The organism is Staphylococcus sp. SM3655, from assembly GCF_016917315.1.
Classification (GTDB): Bacteria; Bacillota; Bacilli; order Staphylococcales; family Staphylococcaceae; genus Staphylococcus; species Staphylococcus aureus.
The window spans coordinates 1,827,884-1,848,572 of record NZ_CP070305.1 but is presented as its reverse complement, the minus strand read 5'-3'; the positions used below and the strand labels follow the sequence as shown (position 1 = coordinate 1,848,572).

The following is a 20,689-nucleotide window of genomic DNA, read 5'->3' as shown; positions in this document are numbered from 1 at the left end:
GCTAGTATAACATGCATGTCACATGTTAACGATATCTCAAATCAATTTCCTTACATTACTTTACCTAAAACAAAAAAGCCGTAGCATATGCTACAGCTTTTAATGACTGAATCTTTATAGATAATCAGTTATTACATTGTATGGATTGGGTATCCGATAGCTTTTTCTGCTGCTTCCATAGTCATCTCACCTAATGTTGGATGTGCATGGATTGTTAATGCGATATCTTCAGCATTCATACCAGCTTCAATTGCTAAACCTAATTCAGAGATAATATCTGATGCACCAGTACCAACTACTTGAGCACCGATTAAAGTATCATCTTCTTTAAGTGTAATAAGTTTAACAAATCCGTTAGTATCATCTAATGATAATGCACGACCATTTGCTGCATATGGGAATTTAGAAGCTTTAATTGCTAAACCTTCTTCTTTAGCTTGCGCTTCTGAATAACCAACTGTAGCTAATTCTGGTTCAGTAAAGCATACTGCTGGCATACCAATGTAATCAACTTCAGCAGCTTGACCATCAATTGCTTCAGCAGCAACTTTAGCTTCATAGCTAGCTTTGTGAGCAAGTGGTAAACCTGGAACGATATCACCAATTGCATAGATATTGCTGATAGACGTACGGCTTTGTTTATCAACTTCTAATAATCCACGGTCAGCGAATTTAACACCTAATTCTTCTAGACCTAATTCGTCTGTGTTTGGACGACGACCTACAGTTACTAATACATAATCAGCTTCAATTGTTTTCTCTTCGCCTTTAGCTTCATAAGTAACTTTAACTCCGTTATCTGTTTCTTCAGCTGATTTAGCCATAGCTTCAGTAACGATTTCAACACCTTTTTCTTTCATACCTTTTTTAACAGGTTGTGTCATTTGTTTTTCGAAGCCACCTAAGATATCTTTAGCACCTTCAAGGATGGTTACTTCTGAACCAAAGTTAGCAAATGCTGTACCTAATTCTGATCCAATGTATCCTCCACCAACTACAACTAATTTACCTGGTACTTCTTGTAAGTTTAAAGCACCTGTTGAGTCGATAACACGTTTACCGAATTTGAAATTAGGAATTTCAATTGGTCTTGAACCTGTTGCAATGATTGCATTTTTAAAGTTATATGTTTGTGCGCTCTTTTCGTCCATAACACGTAAGCTATTGTTATCTACGAAATATGCTTCACCTTTAACGATGTTAACTTTGTTACCTTTAAGTAAGCCTTCAACACCACCAGTTAATTTATTAACAACTGATGATTTGAATTCTTGAACTTTTTGGAAGTTTAAAGAAACACTTTCAGCAATAACACCTAAGTTTTCAGAATGTTGTGCTTCAACAAAACGGTGAGAAGCATGTAGTAATGCTTTTGAAGGAATACATCCTACGTTTAAGCAAACACCACCAAGATTACCTTTCTCAACGATTGTTACTTTTTGTCCTAATTGAGCTGCACGAATTGCTGCAACGTATCCACCAGGACCTGCTCCGATTACTATAGTATCTGTTTCAATTGGGAAATCTCCAACTACCATGTTTTACCCCTCCATTAATAATAATTCTGGATTATTTAATAAACGTTTAATGTGATTCATTGCATTTTGGCCAGTTGCACCATCAATTTGTCTGTGGTCAAAGCTTAATGATAATGCTAATACTGGTGCTGCAACAATTTCTCCATCTTTAACGATAGGTTTTTGAGCAATACGGCCAATTCCTAAGATTGCTACTTCTGGGTGATTGATAACTGGAGTGAACCATTGTCCACCAGCTGAACCGATATTACTGATTGTGCATGTTGCACCTTTCATTTCATCGGCTGTTAATTTACCATCACGTGCTTTAACAGCTAATTCATTAATTTCATCAGAAATTTGGAAAATAGATTTACGGTCAGCATGTTTCACTACAGGTACTAATAAACCTCTATCAGTGTCCGCCGCAATACCGATATTCCAGTAATGTTTATGAACGATTTCACCAGCTTCTTCATTGAATGAAGTGTTAAGTGCTGGGTATTTTTTCAATGCAGAAACAAGTGCTTTAACAACATAAGGTAAGAATGTTAACTTAGTACCTTGTTCAGCTGCGATTTCTTTAAATTTCTTACGGTGATCCCATAATGCTTGAACATCAATTTCATCCATTAATGTTACATGAGGTGCAGTATGCTTAGAGTTAACCATTGCTTTCGCAATTGCTCTACGCATAGCAGGGATTTTTTCAGTTGTTTCTGGGAAATCGCCTTCTAATGATACTGCTGCAGGTGCTGCAGGAGTTTCAGCAACTTCTTCACTTGTAGCTGAAGCAGCTGATTCATTTGAAGCTGTTGGTGCACCACCATTTAAGTATGCATCTACATCTTCTTTTGTAATACGACCATTTTTACCAGATCCAGAAACTGCTTTAATGTTAACACCTTTTTCACGTGCGTATTTACGTACTGAAGGCATTGCTTTAACAGTTCTGTTTTCATCTACTTCTTCAGTTTGAGTAGCTACAGGTGCTTGCTCTGCTGGCGCTTCCTCTTTCGCAGGTTCTTCTTTAGATGATGAATCATCATCATGACCTTTAAATTGCATATCTTCTGCATCAGGTGCATCGATTTTAACAATAACGTCACCAACTACAGCTACTGTACCTTCTTCTACCATAACTTCTTCTACAGTACCAGATACTGGTGATGGGATTTCTACTACTGATTTATCGTTTTGTACTTCAGCTAAAACATCGTCTTCTTCAATAGTATCTCCAGCTTTAACAAACCATTTTACAATTTCACCTTCGTGGATACCTTCCCCGATATCGGGTAATCTAAATTCAAATGCCACGTTTTTGCCCTCCTAAGATTTCGTAAATTAAACATTTCATTTTAATCAATGAGACTAAAATACGCTAACTTCGTTAACTTTTAAAATGTATTAAAATTCTAAAGTTTCTTTTGCTTTTTCGATGATGTCATTTTTGTTTGGTAACCAAACATTTTCAGCTTGAGTGAATGGATAAATTGTATCTGCTGCTGCAACTCTTCCAATAGGTGCTTCTAATGAAAGGATTGCACGTTCACTTAATTCAGCTACAACTGCTGCACCAACACCAGCTTGACGTTGTGCTTCTTGAACTACAACTGCACGACCAGTTTTTTCAACTGAAGCTACAATTGTGTCAACATCGATTGGTTGAACAGTACGTAAGTCAATTACTTCAACAGAATAACCATCTTTTTCAAGTTCTTCTGCAGCTTTCATTGATTCTTGAACCATTGCACCGTATGTGATGATTGAAATGTCATTACCTTCTTTTTTCACATTAGCCTTACCAATGTCAATTGTATATTCTTCTTCAGGTACTTCTTCACGGAATGAACGATACAATTTCATATGCTCTAAGTATACGACTGGGTCATTACTTCTAATAGAAGAAATTAATAAACCTTTCGCATCGTATGGGCCTGAAGGAATAACAACCTTTAGACCTGGAGATTGAGCTAAAATACCTTCTAAGTTATCTGCGTGTAATTCTGGTGTGTGTACGCCACCACCAAATGGGCTACGAATTGTTACAGGTGCAGTTTTAGTACCGCCTGAACGGAAACGAGTACGTGCAATTTGTCCAGCAATCGCATCAAATACTTCGAATACGAAACCTAAGAATTGTACTTCCATAACCGGACGGAATCCTTCAACTGCAAGACCCATCGCTAAACCACCAATACCTGATTCAGCTAAAGGTGTATCGAATACTCTATCTTCACCAAATTCTTTTTGTAGTCCTTCAGTAACACGGAAAACACCGCCGTTAACACCAACGTCTTCACCAAAAATTAAAACATCTTGGTCATTTTTAAGTTCAGTTTTAAGCGCATCATTAATCGCTTGAACCATTGTCATTTGTGCCATGGCTTACTTCGACTCCTTCTCTTTGTAAATTTCATATTGTTCTGCTAAGTTTTGAGGCATATCTTCATACATAATTTCCATTAGAGAAGTAACAGTTTGTTTTTCAGTGTTATCAGCCTCTTTAATTGCTGCTTTAATATCAGCTTTTGCACGTTCAATAACTTCATTTTCTTTGTCTTCATTCCATAAACCTTTGTTTTCAAGGAATTTACGGAAACGTACTAATGGGTCTTTTTTCTCCCATTCAGCATCTTCGTCTGAAGTTCTGTAACGAGTTGGATCGTCACCAGCCATTGTATGAGGACCATAACGATATGTCATAGTTTCAATTAATGTTGGACCTTCACCTGCAACTGCGCGGTCACGTGCTTCTTTAGTTGCTTGATATACAGCTAACGCATCCATACCATCAACTTGGATACCAGGAATACCTACAGCAATTGCTTTTTGAGCTAATGTTTCAGCAGCAGTTTGCTTGCTTCTTGGTGTTGAAATTGCATAGTTATTGTTTTGAATAACGAAAATTGCAGGTGCTTTATAAGCTGCTGCAAAGTTAATACCTTCGTAGAAATCACCTTGTGAAGAACCACCGTCACCAATGTAAGTGATTGCAACTGCATTTTTACCACGTTTTTTAAGTGCAAATGCAACACCAGCAGCTTGAATGTATTGTGCACCGATAATAATTTGTGGGCTTAATGCATTAACGCCTTCAGGGAATTGATTTCCTTTGAAGTGACCTCTTGAGAATAAGAAAGCTTCAGTTAATGGTAAACCATGCCAAATAATTTGAGGAACATCTCTGTATCCCGGTAAAATGTAATCTTCTTTTTCTAAAGCGTATTGTGACACTAATTGTGATGCTTCTTGACCAGCAGTTGGTGCATAGAAACCTAAACGTCCTTGTCTGTTTAATGAGATAGAACGTTGATCAAGGATACGAGTCCATACCATTCTTTCCATTAATTCCACTAATTGTTCATCCGTAAGATCAGGTACTAAGTCTTCATTTACGACGTTACCATTCTCATCCAAAATTTGAACCATTTCAAATTTCGATTGAGTATCATTTAAAACTTTTACTGCATCGAATTGGGCTTGTAACTTAGGAGCCATTCAATTCACCATACCTTTCCCATAATTGTATAGAAATTCATTTTATCCTTACTAATTGTACCACAAATAAATGGGACTGTTAAACCATTTGAAAAAGTTCTGTTTTAATAAAAAAAGATACAGATAATAGGAACTGTATTAGTTGTTTCCTACCATCTGTATTATATTAATTATTTAAATTGATCAACGTCTTGCTTTTCTTTACCAACCTTATTTAGTACTTTTGTATACTTATCTGATACTTCTTTTAACTTTTTATAGTTCTGTTCTATTGCTTTTGATTTTTCGTTAACACCTTGTTGTGTCGCGTCATTTTGATTTAAATATTTAAATAATGTTTTCTCTGAGTTTACAGCCTTTTTATATGCTTTCGCGTAATCACTGTGTAACTTATATTTTTCTTTTAATACATCATCTAATTGTTTTACTTCTTTACGTTTAACATCATTATCAATGTTATCAACGTGACTTTTTGCTTTCTTAAAGTCTTGTTCAGACTTCTTAATTGCGTCTTCTTCTTTTTCAAATTCCTTTAGACGATCATCGGCATTTTTAATTAAATCCTTTACTGCTTTACCGCGAACTGCTGTATCTTTACTATTGACATCTTCAGTTAATTTTTTCTTTTTCTCATCTAATTCAGCAATTTTCTTACCAACAGTTTTAATTGGTTCTTCATCATCTTTAATTTTATCCACTTGCTTTAAATATGCCTTAATTTCTTTTTTATCCGTAGTACATCCTGCAAGCAAGACACTAGATGCTAATACTACTGCGATTGTTTTTCCAAATTTCATTACTTGTACCTCCACTTGCTATTTAAATTAAATGATAAATAAAATCTGCTTGGAAATCAATTTTAAACAATTACATTACACATCTTCATTACTAAGTATATCTGTTGACAGTTACGTCATTTATAATATAATTTTTAAAGTCAAGATGATAAATAAATTTCTAAAGTATCATTGCTTGAAACCAACACTTTAATCATTTTTTAAGCAATTAGCATATCTGAAAATTTACATATACTATCTAAAATAAACATTGGCAGTAGTTGGTTAACTTTGTAGATATTTACACATAAAAATGTATGAGTATCTTAACAACCTTTTTACTGTCATTCAACTAAAACAAATTAAAATAAGGAAGGTGCAATATATGTTAACAATGAAAGACATCATTAGAGATGGTCATCCAACTTTGCGTCAAAAAGCAGCTGAGTTAGAATTACCATTAACTAAAGAAGAAAAAGAAACATTAATCGCCATGAGAGAGTTTTTAGTAAATAGTCAAGATGAGGAAATCGCGAAACGATATGGTTTACGTTCAGGCGTTGGTTTGGCTGCACCTCAAATTAATATTTCTAAACGTATGATTGCTGTTTTAATACCAGATGATGGCAGTGGCAAATCTTATGACTATATGCTTGTGAACCCAAAAATTGTAAGTCATAGCGTTCAAGAAGCTTATTTACCAACTGGTGAAGGTTGCCTTAGTGTCGATGATAATGTTGCTGGTCTAGTTCACCGTCATAATAGAATTACAATTAAAGCCAAAGACATCGAAGGTAATGATATACAATTACGTCTAAAAGGATATCCAGCAATTGTTTTCCAACATGAAATTGACCATTTAAATGGTGTAATGTTCTATGATCACATTGACAAAGATCACCCATTACAACCACATACAGATGCTGTAGAAGTTTAAAGCACATTTTTACTAATTATCAAAGCTTAGGATAAATATGATGTCCTAAGCTTTTTCTGGTTCTTCATCTTTTATGGTGGGAAGGTAAAACTTCCTGCTTTTTTTAATACACAAAAAGCGCAATTGCCTCTATAATTTAAAGTGACCAAACCCAAACTAAAGGAGACAAGTGCGCCTATGTGTAATGATACCTTAGAATTACTAAGAATAAAAGATGAAAATATAAAATATATAAACCAAGAAATTGACGTCATTATCAAAGGAAAAAAAGCAACAGTGGTTAATGCTGTACTAACGTATAAGCCTTCGGCCTGTTATTGTTGTGGAGTTAAAAATGAAGGACAAATTCATAAACATGGTAAGCGTGTTTCTCGTATTACTTTACTTAAAACTCAAGGGTATAACACATACCTCAACTTAGCTAAACAACGTTTTAAATGCTTAGAATGCAATGGCACTTTTACTGCTAAAACATCAATTGTTGATGAGTCGTGTTTTATCTCAAGATGTGTTACTCAAAAAGTTATAGAAGAAGCTACTAAAGTTAAAACAGAGATTGATACTGCAGAAGATAACTGTATCTCTCCATCTACTGTAAGACGTATTAGAACTAAAGCGGCTAATTCATTACGAATTAAACCGTTTAATTGTTTGCCAGAAAACATCGCTATGGATGAATTTAAAAGCGTTAAAAATGTAACTGGATCAATGAGTTTCATTTTTATAGATAATGATACTCATGATGTTATAGATATTTTAGAAAATAGAACTACAAGATTCTTGCGTGCCTATTTCGAGCGATTCGATTTAAAAAATCGACAACAAGTTAAGACGGTTACTATTGACATGTATGAACCCTATGTCCGATTATTTCGCGACCTATTTCCTAATGCAGCTATTATTTTTGACAGATTCCATATCGTTCAACATTTAAATAGAGAACTTAATAAGTATCGTGTACAAGTTATGAATGAATACCGTAATAAAAAAGGACCTAATTATACAATTTTTAAGAATAACTGGAAAGTTCTATTGATGGATACTAGTAAAACCATATTTAGTAAATACAGATGGAATAAATCTTTTAAGGCTTATAAACGCTCATCTGACATTGTAGAATTCATGCTTTCAAAAGACGATATACTACGACACTCCTACGAACTTGTCCAAGGATTACGAAAAGACCTAAGGTTATGTAATTGGCCTAAATTTATTAATCGTTTAAATTCAGTTAGTAAAAAGTCTGTGAGTAAGGGTGTATGGAAAGTGGTTAAATATTATAGAAAACATCAAAGGATGTTAAGAAATACAATTTATTACCCAGCATTTAATAATGGTGCTATAGAAGGAATTAATAATAAGATAAAATTAATCAAGCGAATTTCTTTTGGTTACAGAAATTTCAACAACTTTAAAGCACGTATAATGATGATTTTCAGCTTATACAAAGGAGAAAAAAAGAAGACAACCAAGCCCAATAATGGACTGGCCGCCTAATAATAAAAACTCTAAAAGTTGTAATTTAAAATAGTTCTTTAAATTATATACCCACCACATTTGGTGGAGAACCCTTTTTCTTGTACAACTTTTTCGAATAAACAACAGTTAAATATATTCACCTTTCTACCAAACTTTTTATCCCCTCATTTAAATTTTACCGTTTCATATAAAATCCTTTAATTCTTTCTTAACATTAATTTATAATCTCTACATTTATTTTAATAAATAGAACTGCACATTTATTCGAAATACTTAGATTTCTAGTGAGATAAACTGCTTTATTTATTATCATTCATCATGTAAAATAAGATTTAACTGAAATTTTAGTGTTATTTCACTAATTTTTTAAAATGAACGACATGATGAACCTAGTTATTAACCAAATCGTTATTAAGTTAAATTATAGAGATGATTGGAATGAATTTATCGATATATACTCCAATACGATTTTACTAGGGTTAACAATAAATTAAACAAATATTCTTAGGAGGAATTTTTAACATGGCAGTATTTAAAGTTTTTTATCAACATAACAGAGACGAGGTAATTGTGCGTGAAAATACACAATCACTTTATGTTGAAGCTCAAACAGAAGAACAAGTACGTCGTTACTTGAAAGATCGTAATTTTAATATCGAATTTATCACTAAATTAGAGGGCGCACATTTAGATTACGAAAAAGAAAACTCAGAACACTTTAATGTGGAGATTGCTAAATAATGAAACAATTACATCCAAATGAAGTAGGTGTATATGCACTTGGAGGTCTAGGTGAAATCGGTAAAAATACTTATGCAGTTGAGTATAAAGACGAAATTGTCATTATCGATGCAGGTATCAAATTCCCTGATGATAACTTATTAGGGATTGATTATGTTATACCTGACTACACATATCTAGTTCAAAACCAAGATAAAATTGTTGGCCTATTTATAACACATGGTCACGAAGACCATATAGGCGGTGTGCCCTTCCTATTAAAACAACTTAATATACCTATTTATGGTGGTCCTTTAGCATTAGGTTTAATCCGTAATAAACTTGAAGAACATCATTTATTACGTACTGCTAAACTAAATGAAATCAATGAGGACAGTGTGATTAAATCTAAGCACTTTACGATTTCTTTCTACTTAACTACGCATAGTATTCCTGAAACTTATGGCGTCATCGTAGATACACCTGAAGGAAAAGTAGTTCATACCGGTGACTTTAAATTTGATTTTACACCTGTAGGCAAACCAGCAAACATTGCTAAAATGGCTCAATTAGGCGAAGAAGGCGTTCTATGTTTACTTTCAGACTCAACAAATTCACTTGTGCCTGATTTTACTTTAAGCGAACGTGAAGTTGGTCAAAACGTAGATAAGATCTTCCGTAATTGTAAAGGTCGTATTATATTTGCTACCTTCGCTTCTAATATTTACCGAGTTCAACAAGCAGTTGAAGCTGCTATCAAAAATAACCGTAAAATTGTTACGTTCGGTCGTTCGATGGAAAACAATATTAAAATCGGTATGGAACTTGGTTATATTAAAGCACCACCTGAAACATTTATTGAACCTAATAAAATTAATACCGTACCGAAGCATGAGTTATTGATACTATGTACTGGTTCTCAAGGTGAACCAATGGCAGCATTATCTAGAATTGCTAATGGTACTCATAAGCAAATTAAAATTATACCTGAAGATACCGTTGTATTTAGTTCATCACCTATCCCAGGTAATACAAAAAGTATTAACAGAACTATTAATTCCTTGTATAAAGCTGGTGCAGATGTTATCCATAGCAAGATTTCTAACATCCATACTTCAGGGCATGGTTCTCAAGGTGATCAACAATTAATGCTTCGATTAATCAAGCCGAAATATTTCTTACCTATTCATGGTGAATACCGTATGTTAAAAGCACATGGTGAGACTGGTGTTGAATGTGGCGTTGAAGAAGATAATGTCTTCATCTTTGATATTGGAGATGTCTTAGCTTTAACACACGATTCAGCACGTAAAGCTGGTCGCATTCCATCTGGTAATGTACTTGTTGATGGTAGTGGTATCGGCGATATCGGTAATGTTGTAATAAGAGACCGTAAGCTATTATCTGAAGAAGGTTTAGTTATCGTTGTTGTTAGTATTGATTTTAATACAAATAAATTACTTTCTGGTCCAGACATTATTTCTCGAGGATTTGTATATATGAGAGAATCAGGTCAATTAATTTATGATGCACAACGCAAAATCAAAACTGATGTTATTAGTAAGTTAAATCAAAATAAAGATATTCAATGGCATCAGATTAAATCTTCTATCATTGAAACATTACAACCTTATTTATTTGAAAAAACAGCTAGAAAACCAATGATTTTACCAGTCATTATGAAGGTAAACGAACAAAAAGAATCAAACAATAAATAATCAAAAAGCTACTAACTTTGAAGTGAAGTTTTAATTAAACTCACCACACATTGTTAGTAGCTTTTTCTTTATATATGATGAGCTTGAGACATAAATCAATGTTCAATGCTCTACAAAGTTATATTGGCAGTAGTTGACTGAACGAAAATGCGCTTGTAACAAGCTTTTTTCAATTCTAGTCAACCTTGCCGGGGTGGGACGACGAAATAAATTTTGAGAAAATATCATTTCTGTCCCACTCCCGATTATCTCGTCGCAATATTTTTTTCAAAGCGATTTAAATCATTATCATGTCCAATCATGATTAAAATATCACCTATTTCTAAATTAATATTTGGATTTGGTGAAATGATGAACTCTTTGCCTCGTTTAATTGCAATAATGTTAATTCCATATTGTGCTCTTATATCTAAATCAATGATAGACTGCCCCGCCATCTTTTCAGTTGCTTTCAATTCTACAATAGAATGCTCGTCTGCCAACTCAAGATAATCAAGTACACTTGCACTCGCAACATTATGCGCAATACGTCTACCCATATCACGCTCAGGGTGCACAACCGTATCTGCTCCAATTTTATTTAAAATCTTTGCATGATAATCATTTTGTGCTTTAGCAGTTACTTTTTTTACACCTAACTCTTTTAAAATTAAAGTCGTCAACGTACTTGATTGAATATTTTCACCAATTGCCACAATGACATGATCAAAGTTACGGATACCTAAACTTTTCATAACTGCTTCATCTGTTGTGTCTGCAACAACCGCATGAGTAGCGATATCACTATATTCATTCACTCTATTTTCATCATGGTCGATGGCCATTACATCCATGTCTAATGCATTCAACTCACGAACGATACTACCTCCAAAACGACCTAGACCGATGACTACATATTCTTTACCCATACTCGCCCTCCATTAAATGATTTTCATCAATTCATTGAAAATATAAATTTAAAATTATTATAAATGAGTACCCCAACTAAATTATCTAAATGCAGTAATGCAAGTAAATGAAAGTTGGGGTATCGTCTCAACTTATGATTTCTTTCCTTCAACATATTCTTTGTCGAAAACAAATAATCTTAATAATAATATTAACGATGGAAGTAATAAAAGTAAACCTAAAATAAAGACAATCACTAATGTCCAGCCCATTTCTGGATTAACATATGCATCTGTAATTTTTACAAACGGATATAAAAGGTATGGCAATTTACTAATTCCATAGCCAAAGAACGCGAACATCATTTGTAAAATAACAAATACAAAAGCCAAACCATGTTTTTTCTTAAAGAATGTTAACAATGAAGCTAATGCAAAGAATAAGAAACTTATACCAAACATCCACCAATAGTCAAAAACAGCTGAATAAAAATGTTCAGAATTTTGAATGCGTAATGATAGAAATACGAATAAACAAATGATAATCATCGGCGGCCCTAAAAATATGTGCCATTGTCTTGTTAAATTATATGCTGGTTCGTCATTTGCTTTTTTAGCATAATATGTCAAAAATCCTGATGAAATATATAAAACTGAAATAATTGCCAAGAATACTACAGACCAAGCAAATGGGCTTAATAGTAACTGCACCCAATCTAGATCGATAACATTGTTTCGAACATTAATATAGCCACCTTCTGTAATAGTTAAAGCAGTAGATAATGAAGCTGGAATTAATAATCCACTTACCCCATACATGATCATCCATGCTAATTTTGTATCTTGACCATAATTTTCAAATGCATAAAAACTGTTTCTCAATGATATCATAATCAGTGCTATTGAACCTGGTATTAACAATACCGTGCCTAAATATTTGATTGACTCTGGAAAGAAACCTACGAATCCTACGAAGAAGAAAACAAAGAATACATTCGTAACTTCCCAAACTGGGTTCAAATAACGTGAAATTAAGTGATTAATTTTCTTTTCATCACCAGTTAACTTTGAATGCAATGCGAAGAAACCTGCCCCAAAATCTATAGAAGCAATAATGATATAGCAAAATAAAAACAACCATAACACTGTTATACCTATAAATGCATAAATCATTTTTCTATTTCTCCTCCTTGCTTCTTGGCTAAACGATTTACATCTTCATACGCCGGTTTATTTTTAAACATACGAATTAATACGTATGCACATGTATACATTAAAATGATGTACAATATGCCAAATAAAATTGTAACGAAGGTTATTCCGCCTGCTTGTGTTGCTGCTTCTGCCACGCGCATATAACCACGAACAATCCAAGGCTGTCTACCCATCTCTGTTAAGAACCATCCAAATTCTATAGCTAGCATTGAAGCTGGTCCTGTTAATAATATTCCGTAAAGCATCCATTTATGAGTAGAAAATTTTCTAAGCTTTTTAAACATTAAAGTTAAGACATAAACACCTGAAATGACAAAACATAAAATTCCCATTGTTACCATTAAATCAAAGAAATAATGGACGATCATAGGCGGATGTAAACTTTTTGGAAAATCATTTAACCCTTGCACTTTAGTTTTGACACTATTATCTGCTAAGAAACTCAATAGTCCAGGTAATTCAATCGCACCTTTAACTTGCTGAGTCTTTTCATCTAACACACCAAATAATAATAATTTAGCATGGGAAGATGTATCGAAATGCCATTCATAAGCTGCTAATTTTTCAGGTTGGAATTTATGCAAAAATTTTGCAGATAAATCCCCTGCCAACATAGAAAGTAAAGTTGAAAAGAATCCAACAATCATAGACATTTTCAAAGCTTTCTTATGGTAGACAGTATCTTTAGGTTGACGATTACGCAATAATTTAAAAGCTGCTATTGATGCAATAACAAATGCCATCGTCATACCGGCTGTAGTAATTACGTGAAATGATCGAACTATAAACGATGGGTTAAACATCGCTTCTATAGGTTGAACATTGACCATCTTTCCATTCTTCAACTCAAAACCTGCAGGCGTATTCATAAATGAATTCACTGAAGTAATGAAGAAGGCTGAGAAAGAGCCACCAATAATTACTGGTATACTAATTAAGAAATGTGTCCATTTATTTTTAAAACGATCCCAAGTATATAAATATATACTTAAGAAAATAGCTTCAAAGAAGAACGCAAATGTTTCCATAAATAATGGAAGTGCAATAACGTGTCCACCCATTTCCATAAATGTAGGCCAAATCAATGATAATTGAAGTCCTATAATTGTACCTGTAACAACTCCCACTGCTACAGTAATTGTATAAGCTTTAGCCCATCTTTTGGCCATAGCTATATATTGAAGATCATTTTTGCGAATACCTAAAAATTCTGCAATTGCGAACATTAAAGGCATACCAACACCAATCGTTGCAAAAATGATATGAACTGATAAAGTCATAGCTGTCAAAAACCGACTGATTTCAACTGTATCCATTTAAAAACATCACCTTTTTCTTTTTTTTGATGACAACACAATGAACTTAATTATAATTGCTATAATGTGTATTTTTAAAACATTATGCGCTATGAAATTGTGTATAATTTATGTCAGTTCACAATGTGTTCACAAATTTGAATTTCAATGTATAATTGTGTATATTACATTAGAATAAAGCACGAAGGAGCATGATACATGTCAGAAATAATCGTTTATACGCAGAATGATTGTCCACCTTGTACATTTGTAAAAAATTATCTAAATGAGCATCAAATTGATTTTGAAGAGAGAAATATCAACAATCAACAATATCGAAACGAAATGATAGATTTTGATGCTTTTTCAACTCCGTTTATTTTGTTGAATGGCAATCCAATGTACCATGTTGATCTTGATGAAATCAACAAAGTATTAAATATCCAAGATTAATTTTCATCTAAATCAACTTCATCATTTATAGCTATCATAAATTAAATATCGATTTTTAAATTAACTAACATTAATTAAAGAACAACATTTTGTTAATGACACATAGTTGTTTAATTAGTTAGCAACAACATTCCATTGAAATTAACATAAATCATAAAAAAGAACCCGAAGTATTCATAATTACTCACAATGAATACTTCGGGTTTATTTATAATTCTGTCTTTCGAAAGAATTAATTATTTTACGTAGTTGTTAACTAATTCAATAACTTCTTCTTGCGTTGCACAGTCGACTGCACGGTTAGCAAGTTCAGTCATTTCATTTTTACTTAAACCATTAATTTGTCTTCTTGCTTTCAGAATAGACGTTGCACTCATAGAGAACTCATCTAAACCTAAACCAAGCAATAATGGAATAGCTGTTTCATCTCCAGCCATTTCACCACACATACCTGTCCATTTACCTTCTTTATGTGACGCTTCAATAACTTGTTTAACTAAACGTAAGATTGAAGGGTTATATGGTTGGTATAGATATGATACACGCTCTGACATACGGTCAGCAGCTAATGTGTATTGAATTAAATCATTTGTACCGATACTGAAGAAATCTACTTCTTTAGCAAAGACATCAGCTAATGCTGCTGTTGCAGGTATCTCTACCATGATTCCTAATTCTATATCATCCGAAATGTCATGACCTTCATTTTTAAGGTTTTCTTTTTCTTCTAATAATATAGCTTTTGCTTCTCTAAATTCGTTAATTGTTGCAACCATTGGGAACATGATATTTAACTTACCATAAACTGATGCACGTAATAATGCACGTAGCTGTGGTCTGAAAATATCTTGTTGCGCAAGGCATAAACGAATCGCACGGTAACCTAAGAATGGATTCATTTCTTCAGGCAAGTTTAAGTATGATAATTCTTTATCTCCACCTATATCTAAAGTACGTACAACAACACGTTTACCGTCCATTGCTTCTAATACTTCTTTATAAGCTTCAAATTGTTCTCCTTCTGTAGGCATTTGGTCACGACCCATATATAAAAACTCAGTTCTATATAAGCCGATACCTTGTGCACCATTTTCAATAACACCTGGCAAATCATTAGGTGTACCAATATTTGCAGCAAGCTCTGCGTGAACACCATCAACTGTAACAGTATCAGCATCACGTAGTTTTTGTAATTCTTTCTTGTCAGCAAAATAACGCTCACGTTTATCTTGATAAGCGATTAACTCATCTTCAGTTGGATTAACGATTACATCACCATTTAATCCATCTACGATAATCATGTCGCCTTGTTTAACTTCTTGAGTAATTGATTTTGTACCAACAATTGCTGGAATTTCTAAAGAACGACTCATAATTGCAGAGTGACTTGTTCTTCCGCCAATGTTTGTAGCAAAACCTTGTACGAATTCTTTATTTAATTGAGCAGTATCAGATGGCGTTAAGTCATTCCCTACAATAACAACGCTTTCATCAATCATACTCGGATTCGGTAATTCTACACCTAAAATATGTGATAACACACGTTTAGAAACGTCGCGAATATCAGCCGCACGTTCTTTCATGTATTCGTTATCCATAGATTCAAAAATTGTAACAAATTGTGTTGTTACATCCGTTAATGCTGTAGCAGCATTAGCGTTTTCATTTTTAATCTTATCTTGGATTGGTTGAATTAATTCAGGGTCATCTAAAACTAATAAATGTGCATCAAAGATAGCAGCTTTATCAGCACCTAGTTGAACCTCTGCATTATTTCTAATTTTAGTTAACTCAACTTTAGAAGCTTCGATAGCGCTATTGAACTTTGCAACTTCTCCTTCAACATCAGTGACTTTTTCATTTTTGTCGAATGTTAAGTCTGGCTCAACTAATAAATAAGCTTTAGCAATTGCGACACCATCAGATGCAGCAATACCTTTAATTAATTTAGACATGATTATTTAGTCAATCCTTCTTTTGATAAGACGTCACTGATTGCTTGAATGGCGTCAGATTCATCACTACCGTCAGCATAAATTGTAATTTCAGCATCTTTACCAACACCAAGGCTCATAACACCCATGATTGATTTTAAGTTTACTTTCTTACCGTTATATTCTAATTGAATATCAGAATCGAATTTTGAAGCTGTTTGTACTAACATTGTTGCTGGTCTAGCGTGAATACCAGTCTCGTCGATGATTACATATGAATTTTGTTCCATAATTACATTTCTCCTTCGTATAGTTAGAATCTTCAATATTATTACAATACTAACTTAGTTTTATACATTAACTTTACCAAAACCATGCTTTAAATTCAATTCGTTTAAAACCGGTTTCAGTAAAATTTGCAAATTGCAAAACTATTATAGCACCTACATGACATTTTTAATAACATTTTCGCATTTTTGAATGTGATCTTTTCCAATTTTATTCATAAAATAGTAACTAATAGATGCAGACACAGCTTGTCCTACAACAGGAAACCATTTTGTTTGTTTTGCAGCAGTACGTTTAGCTACATCTCTAATAACTATTTTTAAAAATGCACTTGAAATTCTTTTACCAATAAATTGACTACCTTGAATTGCTGCTGCAGACATAATTCTTTCTTTCACATCATCCCCAAGGCTATTAACTTGCTTATGATCTAATCCGTATATTTTATTTACATCTTCGATAATATCTTTCATTAATTTTAAATCAACACCAAAATCTAAACCCGGAATTGGAACAACGCTCATTGTTGATGACATTAAAGACTTTCTCTTTACAATTGCTTCAGCACGTTGTCGTCTTTCTCTCAATTCTTGAATCGTCGTTGGCATTGCACCTTTTCCGTCAACATTTTCTATTTTAAAGACTGAATTACCAATTTTATTTGTTAAATTTGATGTTAAATTGTTTTTGAATCCCATAATATTATCACCCTTCTTTTTCTCAATAAGTTACTATACCCCTTTTTATCAAATTAATGTCTAATATTTACAAAAACAGCTTTTAAATATTTAGATGGCTTATAATGTGGATGCGTTTTAAAATCTTTTGGTAAACCCATAACTTCAGTTAATTCATAATCAACGCCACTCTCTTCAAGCGTCTTTTTAATAGTATTTTTAAATTGCTTTAATGGATATACACTTGCATTTGTACATAACAATAATGTTCCTTCAGATGATAAAATATTTAAGGCGCCATTAATTAATTTGTCATAATCTTTTTGCACTGAAAATGTACGTTTTTTGTTGCGTGCAAAGCTAGGTGGATCAATCACGATCGTGTCATAACTATGTCCATGTCGTGCAGCATATTTATAGAAATCAAAAGTGTCCATGACATAAATATATTGGGATTTAGGATCAATAGCATTTAATCCAAAATTTTCTTCAGTTAAACTACGAGAACGATTAGCCAAATCTACACTTGTTGTTGAAGATGCCTCACTTGCTGCTATTACAGAAAAAGCACCTGTATAACTAAATAAGTTTAAAACATGGCGTTCTTTGGCATATTGACCCCTTAATTTCTTGCGCACTTCTTTTTGATCTAAAAAGATACCTGTCATCAAACCATCTTCAAGGTCTACATTATAAAATGTGAAGTTTTCTTCGATAACAATTGGAAACTCAGGTGCATCGCCTTCAACAAAACCACCACTATATTCGCTGTCTTTAAATCTTACTTTTTCGTAAATAGATTTATAATCAAATACTTTTCTAACCGCTTCAAGAATGGCATATTTAAATTTATAAATACCTTTTGAGTACCATTGAATCAACAAATGACCATCGTAATTGTCGATTGTTAATCCCCCAACACCATCACCTTCAGCATTAAATAATCTAAAAGTATTTGTTCCATCTATATTAAAATAATAATCACGTTCTGCTAATGCAGTATTAAACAATTTCACAAAGAAAGCTGTGTTGATTTCTTGAGCTTTATCGTATGTTAGAACCCAACCTAATCCTTTATGTTGGCGACCAACATAAGCCGTTGCAACATATTGTGATTTATCAGTCACAATTTGAAAAATATCTCCTTCTTTTAAATGATCTTGTGAATAGATATCCTCTTCTTCAATTAAAGGATATCCATTAAAATATTTTGTTTCTTTGCCTTTGTTCAGAGTTGCTATTTTCATCTGACAACTTCCTTTCTGTGTTTCGTTGTAGTTTTATATAGATTAAATTGTTTGCCAAATTTCAATATCATCTACTTCTAATCTTACTGTTGATTTTAACAAATTAGTAATTCGAATGATATATGTTAAATTTCTACAAAGGAAATACTATATATCGTTTCGCAAATTCCATATGTCGCTTCAACTATTTACTAGTTTTCTTGATTTTACAAATGGATAACTTTTCAACTATTTTATTTGCACTAAAACTTTGTATACAATTTTCAATACTTAATTCACATCACCTGAATCAATCAAATCTAGTTACAAAAAAAGTACTATCCATAAACTTCATTGACCTGTATCTAAATAAGTTAGAGATATATCTAACTTATAGCGTACACATCAAAATGTTTAATAGATAGTACTTTTATAATGCTTTTAATTATGGTCGCTCTCGTAATTGTAACGAATAAGAAATGATGATTGCCAATAACATTAATAGTAATGTTGGCGTAATGAACACTGAAAGTAGTAGTCCATGAATCATTATATTTATAAATTCCGTTAACAATTTAAAGAATAAAATGCTCCCCATAAATAGTTGTAAATAATAAAACTTACCTTTCAAGTGGAAAGTTAACGTTGTAGCGATATATGCGATAATAATGAATAACAGAATTAATAATGTAACCCATTCAATAACATATTGTGTCTGTGATAATTTCCAATCACCAGATACAAATAATGCATTACGATTATTAAATTCTAAAAATGTGAATAAAAAGATGACGACACCACAAAATAGTTCGACATACATTGGTTTAACCCATTTCGGTTTTCTCATCCAATCAGGAATATCGTCTTCTTGAATATCGATAATATCATTAACTTTCTTTTTGAATTTATCTCTTTTAGCTCTAATTTTATCTAAATCGACACTTCTTCTTGTCTTACGTGCATATTCTGTAGTCTTATCTTGGAGTTGTTTCAAGTGAATTTTAGTTTGATTCGTGACATTCCCTTTACTTGTTCTTGATAATTCTGGCTCCTCTTCACCTAATTCTTGCTTTGTTAAAGGTAAAGCTCGGCGCAAGAACAAGAAATTCCAAATAGCCATTTGACCAAGTAACCACATAATTATAAAGAAAGCATTGACACTTAAGATATCAATTGACTCTATTTCATTAGCATCAATTCTGCCATACAATGCAATTTGTGTAATTAAGTAACTTATACCATAACTCACAATTATCCACATGAAATGATTTTTTACATTTTCCTGATTCAATTCATCTTTATAGACGATATATCCTATATGAATTGTAAATGGAATAATGAAAATCACTGCAAAGAATCCATAAACTTGAGTCATTAATATAAGAGTAATAATAAAGTACATGATACCGATAACTAAGAAAAAGATAGAAATATCATAGTCATACTTAATAGTTCTAAGTAATGTATGACCAATCAACATAACTAAAATACCGAATATAATTATCACAATTGCACTAACTATAGGGAAATTACCTATAAATCGACTCATTACTTTAATAATTTCACTGAAAAATGCATTCAGAAATTCCCACACATTATGAACATGTGTATCAACTTTTTTACCACCATTTAATTGTTTAATTAATGGCAAGTTAATTAAAATAATGAGACCAGTGAAGAGTGAAACGATACCGATTAAATAGCTAAAAATAATTTCGGCGTGTTTCCTAAGAAAAGACATTATGTTCACCTCAAAATCATTATATATTAATCTAATGTTGTTGTCTTTAGATAAATGAATAAATAGTGCTATAGACTTAGAAAAGTTTAACGAAAGTACAACCGGGTAAGATTTATATATAAATAATTATCCAATTTGGGAGGAATTAATCATGTCTAATGAAAATCAAAATAAAAAAGCAGCAGAAAAAGCTAAAGAAGTTGAAGAAAAATTAAAAGATAAAAAAGAAGAAAAAACAGAAGATATTAATCAAACAAAACAAGATATCCAAGATACACTAAATTAATTTAAAGCCCCTTACAACCTTTAGTTGTTAGGGGCTTTT

General features: G+C 32.7%; 20 protein-coding genes. 7 read left to right on the top strand and 13 right to left on the bottom strand.

The genetic code is table 11. The features are described from left to right. Positions 1–131 precede the first annotated feature (131 nt). From lpdA to JQN76_RS09060, 5 genes are all read right to left on the bottom strand, one after another. Positions 132–1,538, bottom strand: coding sequence for a dihydrolipoyl dehydrogenase (gene lpdA, locus JQN76_RS09080; RefSeq protein ID WP_000260117.1), 1,407 nt, complete (start codon positions 1,536–1,538; stop codon positions 132–134). A 3-nt stretch (positions 1,539–1,541) separates the two neighbouring features. Beyond that, positions 1,542–2,834 (bottom strand): dihydrolipoamide acetyltransferase family protein, encoded by a 1,293-nt coding sequence (locus JQN76_RS09075; RefSeq protein ID WP_000863439.1) that lies wholly within the window; start codon positions 2,832–2,834, stop codon positions 1,542–1,544. 90 nt (positions 2,835–2,924) lie between these two features. Next, positions 2,925–3,902, bottom strand: coding sequence for an alpha-ketoacid dehydrogenase subunit beta (locus JQN76_RS09070; RefSeq protein WP_000068176.1), 978 nt, complete (start codon positions 3,900–3,902; stop codon positions 2,925–2,927). 3 nt (positions 3,903–3,905) lie between these two features. Continuing rightward, on the bottom strand, positions 3,906–5,018 hold the full coding sequence (gene pdhA, locus JQN76_RS09065) for a pyruvate dehydrogenase (acetyl-transferring) E1 component subunit alpha (RefSeq protein WP_205397768.1): 1,113 nt from the start codon (positions 5,016–5,018) through the stop codon (positions 3,906–3,908). A 170-nt stretch (positions 5,019–5,188) separates the two neighbouring features. Further along, entirely contained in the window at positions 5,189–5,815 is a 627-nt protein-coding gene (locus tag JQN76_RS09060) for a YkyA family protein (RefSeq protein ID WP_000668339.1), read from the bottom strand. Positions 5,816–6,179: 364 nt separating this feature from the next. Between JQN76_RS09060 and def the strand changes: the two genes are divergently transcribed. From def to rnjA, 5 genes are all read left to right on the top strand, one after another. Beyond that, on the top strand, positions 6,180–6,731 hold the full coding sequence (gene def / locus JQN76_RS09055) for a peptide deformylase (protein WP_000957036.1): 552 nt from the start codon (positions 6,180–6,182) through the stop codon (positions 6,729–6,731). Positions 6,732–6,908: 177 nt separating this feature from the next. Continuing rightward, positions 6,909–8,228, top strand: a complete 1,320-nt coding sequence (locus JQN76_RS09050; protein ID WP_047210372.1) for an ISL3-like element IS1181 family transposase — start codon at positions 6,909–6,911, stop codon at positions 8,226–8,228. Between the two features lie 353 nt (positions 8,229–8,581). Continuing rightward, on the top strand, positions 8,582–8,704 hold the full coding sequence (locus tag JQN76_RS09045) for a hypothetical protein (RefSeq protein ID WP_001792047.1): 123 nt from the start codon (positions 8,582–8,584) through the stop codon (positions 8,702–8,704). A 28-nt stretch (positions 8,705–8,732) separates the two neighbouring features. Beyond that, positions 8,733–8,951, top strand: coding sequence for a DNA-dependent RNA polymerase subunit epsilon (locus JQN76_RS09040; protein ID WP_000257888.1), 219 nt, complete (start codon positions 8,733–8,735; stop codon positions 8,949–8,951). Continuing rightward, the gene (rnjA, locus tag JQN76_RS09035) at positions 8,951–10,648 is read left to right on the top strand and encodes a ribonuclease J1 (protein ID WP_000811375.1); all 1,698 of its coding nucleotides are present in this window, start codon (positions 8,951–8,953) and stop codon (positions 10,646–10,648) included. Before JQN76_RS09040 ends, rnjA begins: the two co-directional genes overlap by 1 nt. Positions 10,649–10,893: 245 nt before the next feature. Here the strand turns inward: rnjA and JQN76_RS09030 are convergent, their stop codons facing one another. The 3 genes from JQN76_RS09030 to JQN76_RS09020 form a co-directional block, all read right to left on the bottom strand. Continuing rightward, complete coding sequence (locus tag JQN76_RS09030; protein ID WP_000514290.1) at positions 10,894–11,556, bottom strand: potassium channel family protein; 663 nt, start codon at positions 11,554–11,556, stop codon at positions 10,894–10,896. A gap of 132 nt (positions 11,557–11,688) precedes the next feature. Then, entirely contained in the window at positions 11,689–12,708 is a 1,020-nt protein-coding gene (locus JQN76_RS09025; RefSeq protein WP_000638456.1) for a cytochrome d ubiquinol oxidase subunit II, read from the bottom strand. After that, the gene (locus tag JQN76_RS09020) at positions 12,705–14,066 is read right to left on the bottom strand and encodes a cytochrome ubiquinol oxidase subunit I (protein ID WP_001836785.1); all 1,362 of its coding nucleotides are present in this window, start codon (positions 14,064–14,066) and stop codon (positions 12,705–12,707) included. Before JQN76_RS09020 ends, JQN76_RS09025 begins: the two co-directional genes overlap by 4 nt. A 198-nt stretch (positions 14,067–14,264) precedes the next feature. Here JQN76_RS09020 and nrdH point away from each other — a divergent pair, with 198 nt between their 5' ends. Further along, positions 14,265–14,498, top strand: a complete 234-nt coding sequence (gene nrdH, locus JQN76_RS09015) for a glutaredoxin-like protein NrdH (RefSeq protein ID WP_001289618.1) — start codon at positions 14,265–14,267, stop codon at positions 14,496–14,498. Positions 14,499–14,734: 236 nt separating this feature from the next. On the opposite strand, the gene ptsP is transcribed toward nrdH, so the two are convergent. From ptsP to auxA, 5 genes are all read right to left on the bottom strand, one after another. Further along, positions 14,735–16,453 carry a phosphoenolpyruvate--protein phosphotransferase gene (gene ptsP, locus JQN76_RS09010; protein WP_000040058.1) on the bottom strand — a complete coding sequence of 573 codons (1,719 nt, stop codon included), beginning with the start codon at positions 16,451–16,453 and terminating at the stop codon, positions 14,735–14,737. Positions 16,454–16,455: 2 nt separating this feature from the next. Then, a complete protein-coding gene (locus tag JQN76_RS09005) occupies positions 16,456–16,722 on the bottom strand; it encodes a phosphocarrier protein HPr (RefSeq protein ID WP_000437472.1) in 267 nt (88 codons plus the stop codon). A gap of 153 nt (positions 16,723–16,875) precedes the next feature. Then, complete coding sequence (locus JQN76_RS09000) at positions 16,876–17,418, bottom strand: hypothetical protein (RefSeq protein WP_000505966.1); 543 nt, start codon at positions 17,416–17,418, stop codon at positions 16,876–16,878. A 53-nt stretch (positions 17,419–17,471) separates the two neighbouring features. Next, positions 17,472–18,644, bottom strand: coding sequence for a class I SAM-dependent rRNA methyltransferase (locus tag JQN76_RS08995; protein ID WP_000685070.1), 1,173 nt, complete (start codon positions 18,642–18,644; stop codon positions 17,472–17,474). 424 nt (positions 18,645–19,068) lie between these two features. Then, a complete protein-coding gene (auxA, locus tag JQN76_RS08990) occupies positions 19,069–20,364 on the bottom strand; it encodes a lipoteichoic acid stability factor AuxA (RefSeq protein ID WP_000009069.1) in 1,296 nt (431 codons plus the stop codon). Positions 20,365–20,515: 151 nt separating this feature from the next. Between auxA and graF the strand changes: the two genes are divergently transcribed. Beyond that, on the top strand, positions 20,516–20,650 hold the full coding sequence (graF, locus tag JQN76_RS08985) for a glycopeptide resistance-associated protein GraF (protein WP_000064214.1): 135 nt from the start codon (positions 20,516–20,518) through the stop codon (positions 20,648–20,650). The last annotated feature ends 39 nt before the right edge of the window (positions 20,651–20,689 follow it).

Excerpts from the sequence above, each read along its gene's own strand:
- lpdA (WP_000260117.1), bottom strand. The coding sequence starts at position 1,538 with ATGGTAGTTGGAGATTTCCCAATTGAAACAGATACTATAGTAATCGGA.
- JQN76_RS09070 (WP_000068176.1), bottom strand. The coding sequence starts at position 3,902 with ATGGCACAAATGACAATGGTTCAAGCGATTAATGATGCGCTTAAAACT.
- pdhA (WP_205397768.1), bottom strand. The coding sequence starts at position 5,018 with ATGGCTCCTAAGTTACAAGCCCAATTCGATGCAGTAAAAGTTTTAAAT.
- JQN76_RS09060 (WP_000668339.1), bottom strand. The coding sequence starts at position 5,815 with ATGAAATTTGGAAAAACAATCGCAGTAGTATTAGCATCTAGTGTCTTG.
- def (WP_000957036.1), top strand. The coding sequence starts at position 6,180 with ATGTTAACAATGAAAGACATCATTAGAGATGGTCATCCAACTTTGCGT.
- JQN76_RS09050 (WP_047210372.1), top strand. The coding sequence starts at position 6,909 with ATGTGTAATGATACCTTAGAATTACTAAGAATAAAAGATGAAAATATA.
- JQN76_RS09045 (WP_001792047.1), top strand. The coding sequence starts at position 8,582 with ATGAACGACATGATGAACCTAGTTATTAACCAAATCGTTATTAAGTTA.
- JQN76_RS09040 (WP_000257888.1), top strand. The coding sequence starts at position 8,733 with ATGGCAGTATTTAAAGTTTTTTATCAACATAACAGAGACGAGGTAATT.
- rnjA (WP_000811375.1), top strand. The coding sequence starts at position 8,951 with ATGAAACAATTACATCCAAATGAAGTAGGTGTATATGCACTTGGAGGT.
- JQN76_RS09030 (WP_000514290.1), bottom strand. The coding sequence starts at position 11,556 with ATGGGTAAAGAATATGTAGTCATCGGTCTAGGTCGTTTTGGAGGTAGT.
- JQN76_RS09025 (WP_000638456.1), bottom strand. The coding sequence starts at position 12,708 with ATGATTTATGCATTTATAGGTATAACAGTGTTATGGTTGTTTTTATTT.
- JQN76_RS09020 (WP_001836785.1), bottom strand. The coding sequence starts at position 14,066 with ATGGATACAGTTGAAATCAGTCGGTTTTTGACAGCTATGACTTTATCA.
- nrdH (WP_001289618.1), top strand. The coding sequence starts at position 14,265 with ATGTCAGAAATAATCGTTTATACGCAGAATGATTGTCCACCTTGTACA.
- ptsP (WP_000040058.1), bottom strand. The coding sequence starts at position 16,453 with ATGTCTAAATTAATTAAAGGTATTGCTGCATCTGATGGTGTCGCAATT.
- JQN76_RS09005 (WP_000437472.1), bottom strand. The coding sequence starts at position 16,722 with ATGGAACAAAATTCATATGTAATCATCGACGAGACTGGTATTCACGCT.
- JQN76_RS09000 (WP_000505966.1), bottom strand. The coding sequence starts at position 17,418 with ATGGGATTCAAAAACAATTTAACATCAAATTTAACAAATAAAATTGGT.
- JQN76_RS08995 (WP_000685070.1), bottom strand. The coding sequence starts at position 18,644 with ATGAAAATAGCAACTCTGAACAAAGGCAAAGAAACAAAATATTTTAAT.
- auxA (WP_000009069.1), bottom strand. The coding sequence starts at position 20,364 with ATGTCTTTTCTTAGGAAACACGCCGAAATTATTTTTAGCTATTTAATC.
- graF (WP_000064214.1), top strand. The coding sequence starts at position 20,516 with ATGTCTAATGAAAATCAAAATAAAAAAGCAGCAGAAAAAGCTAAAGAA.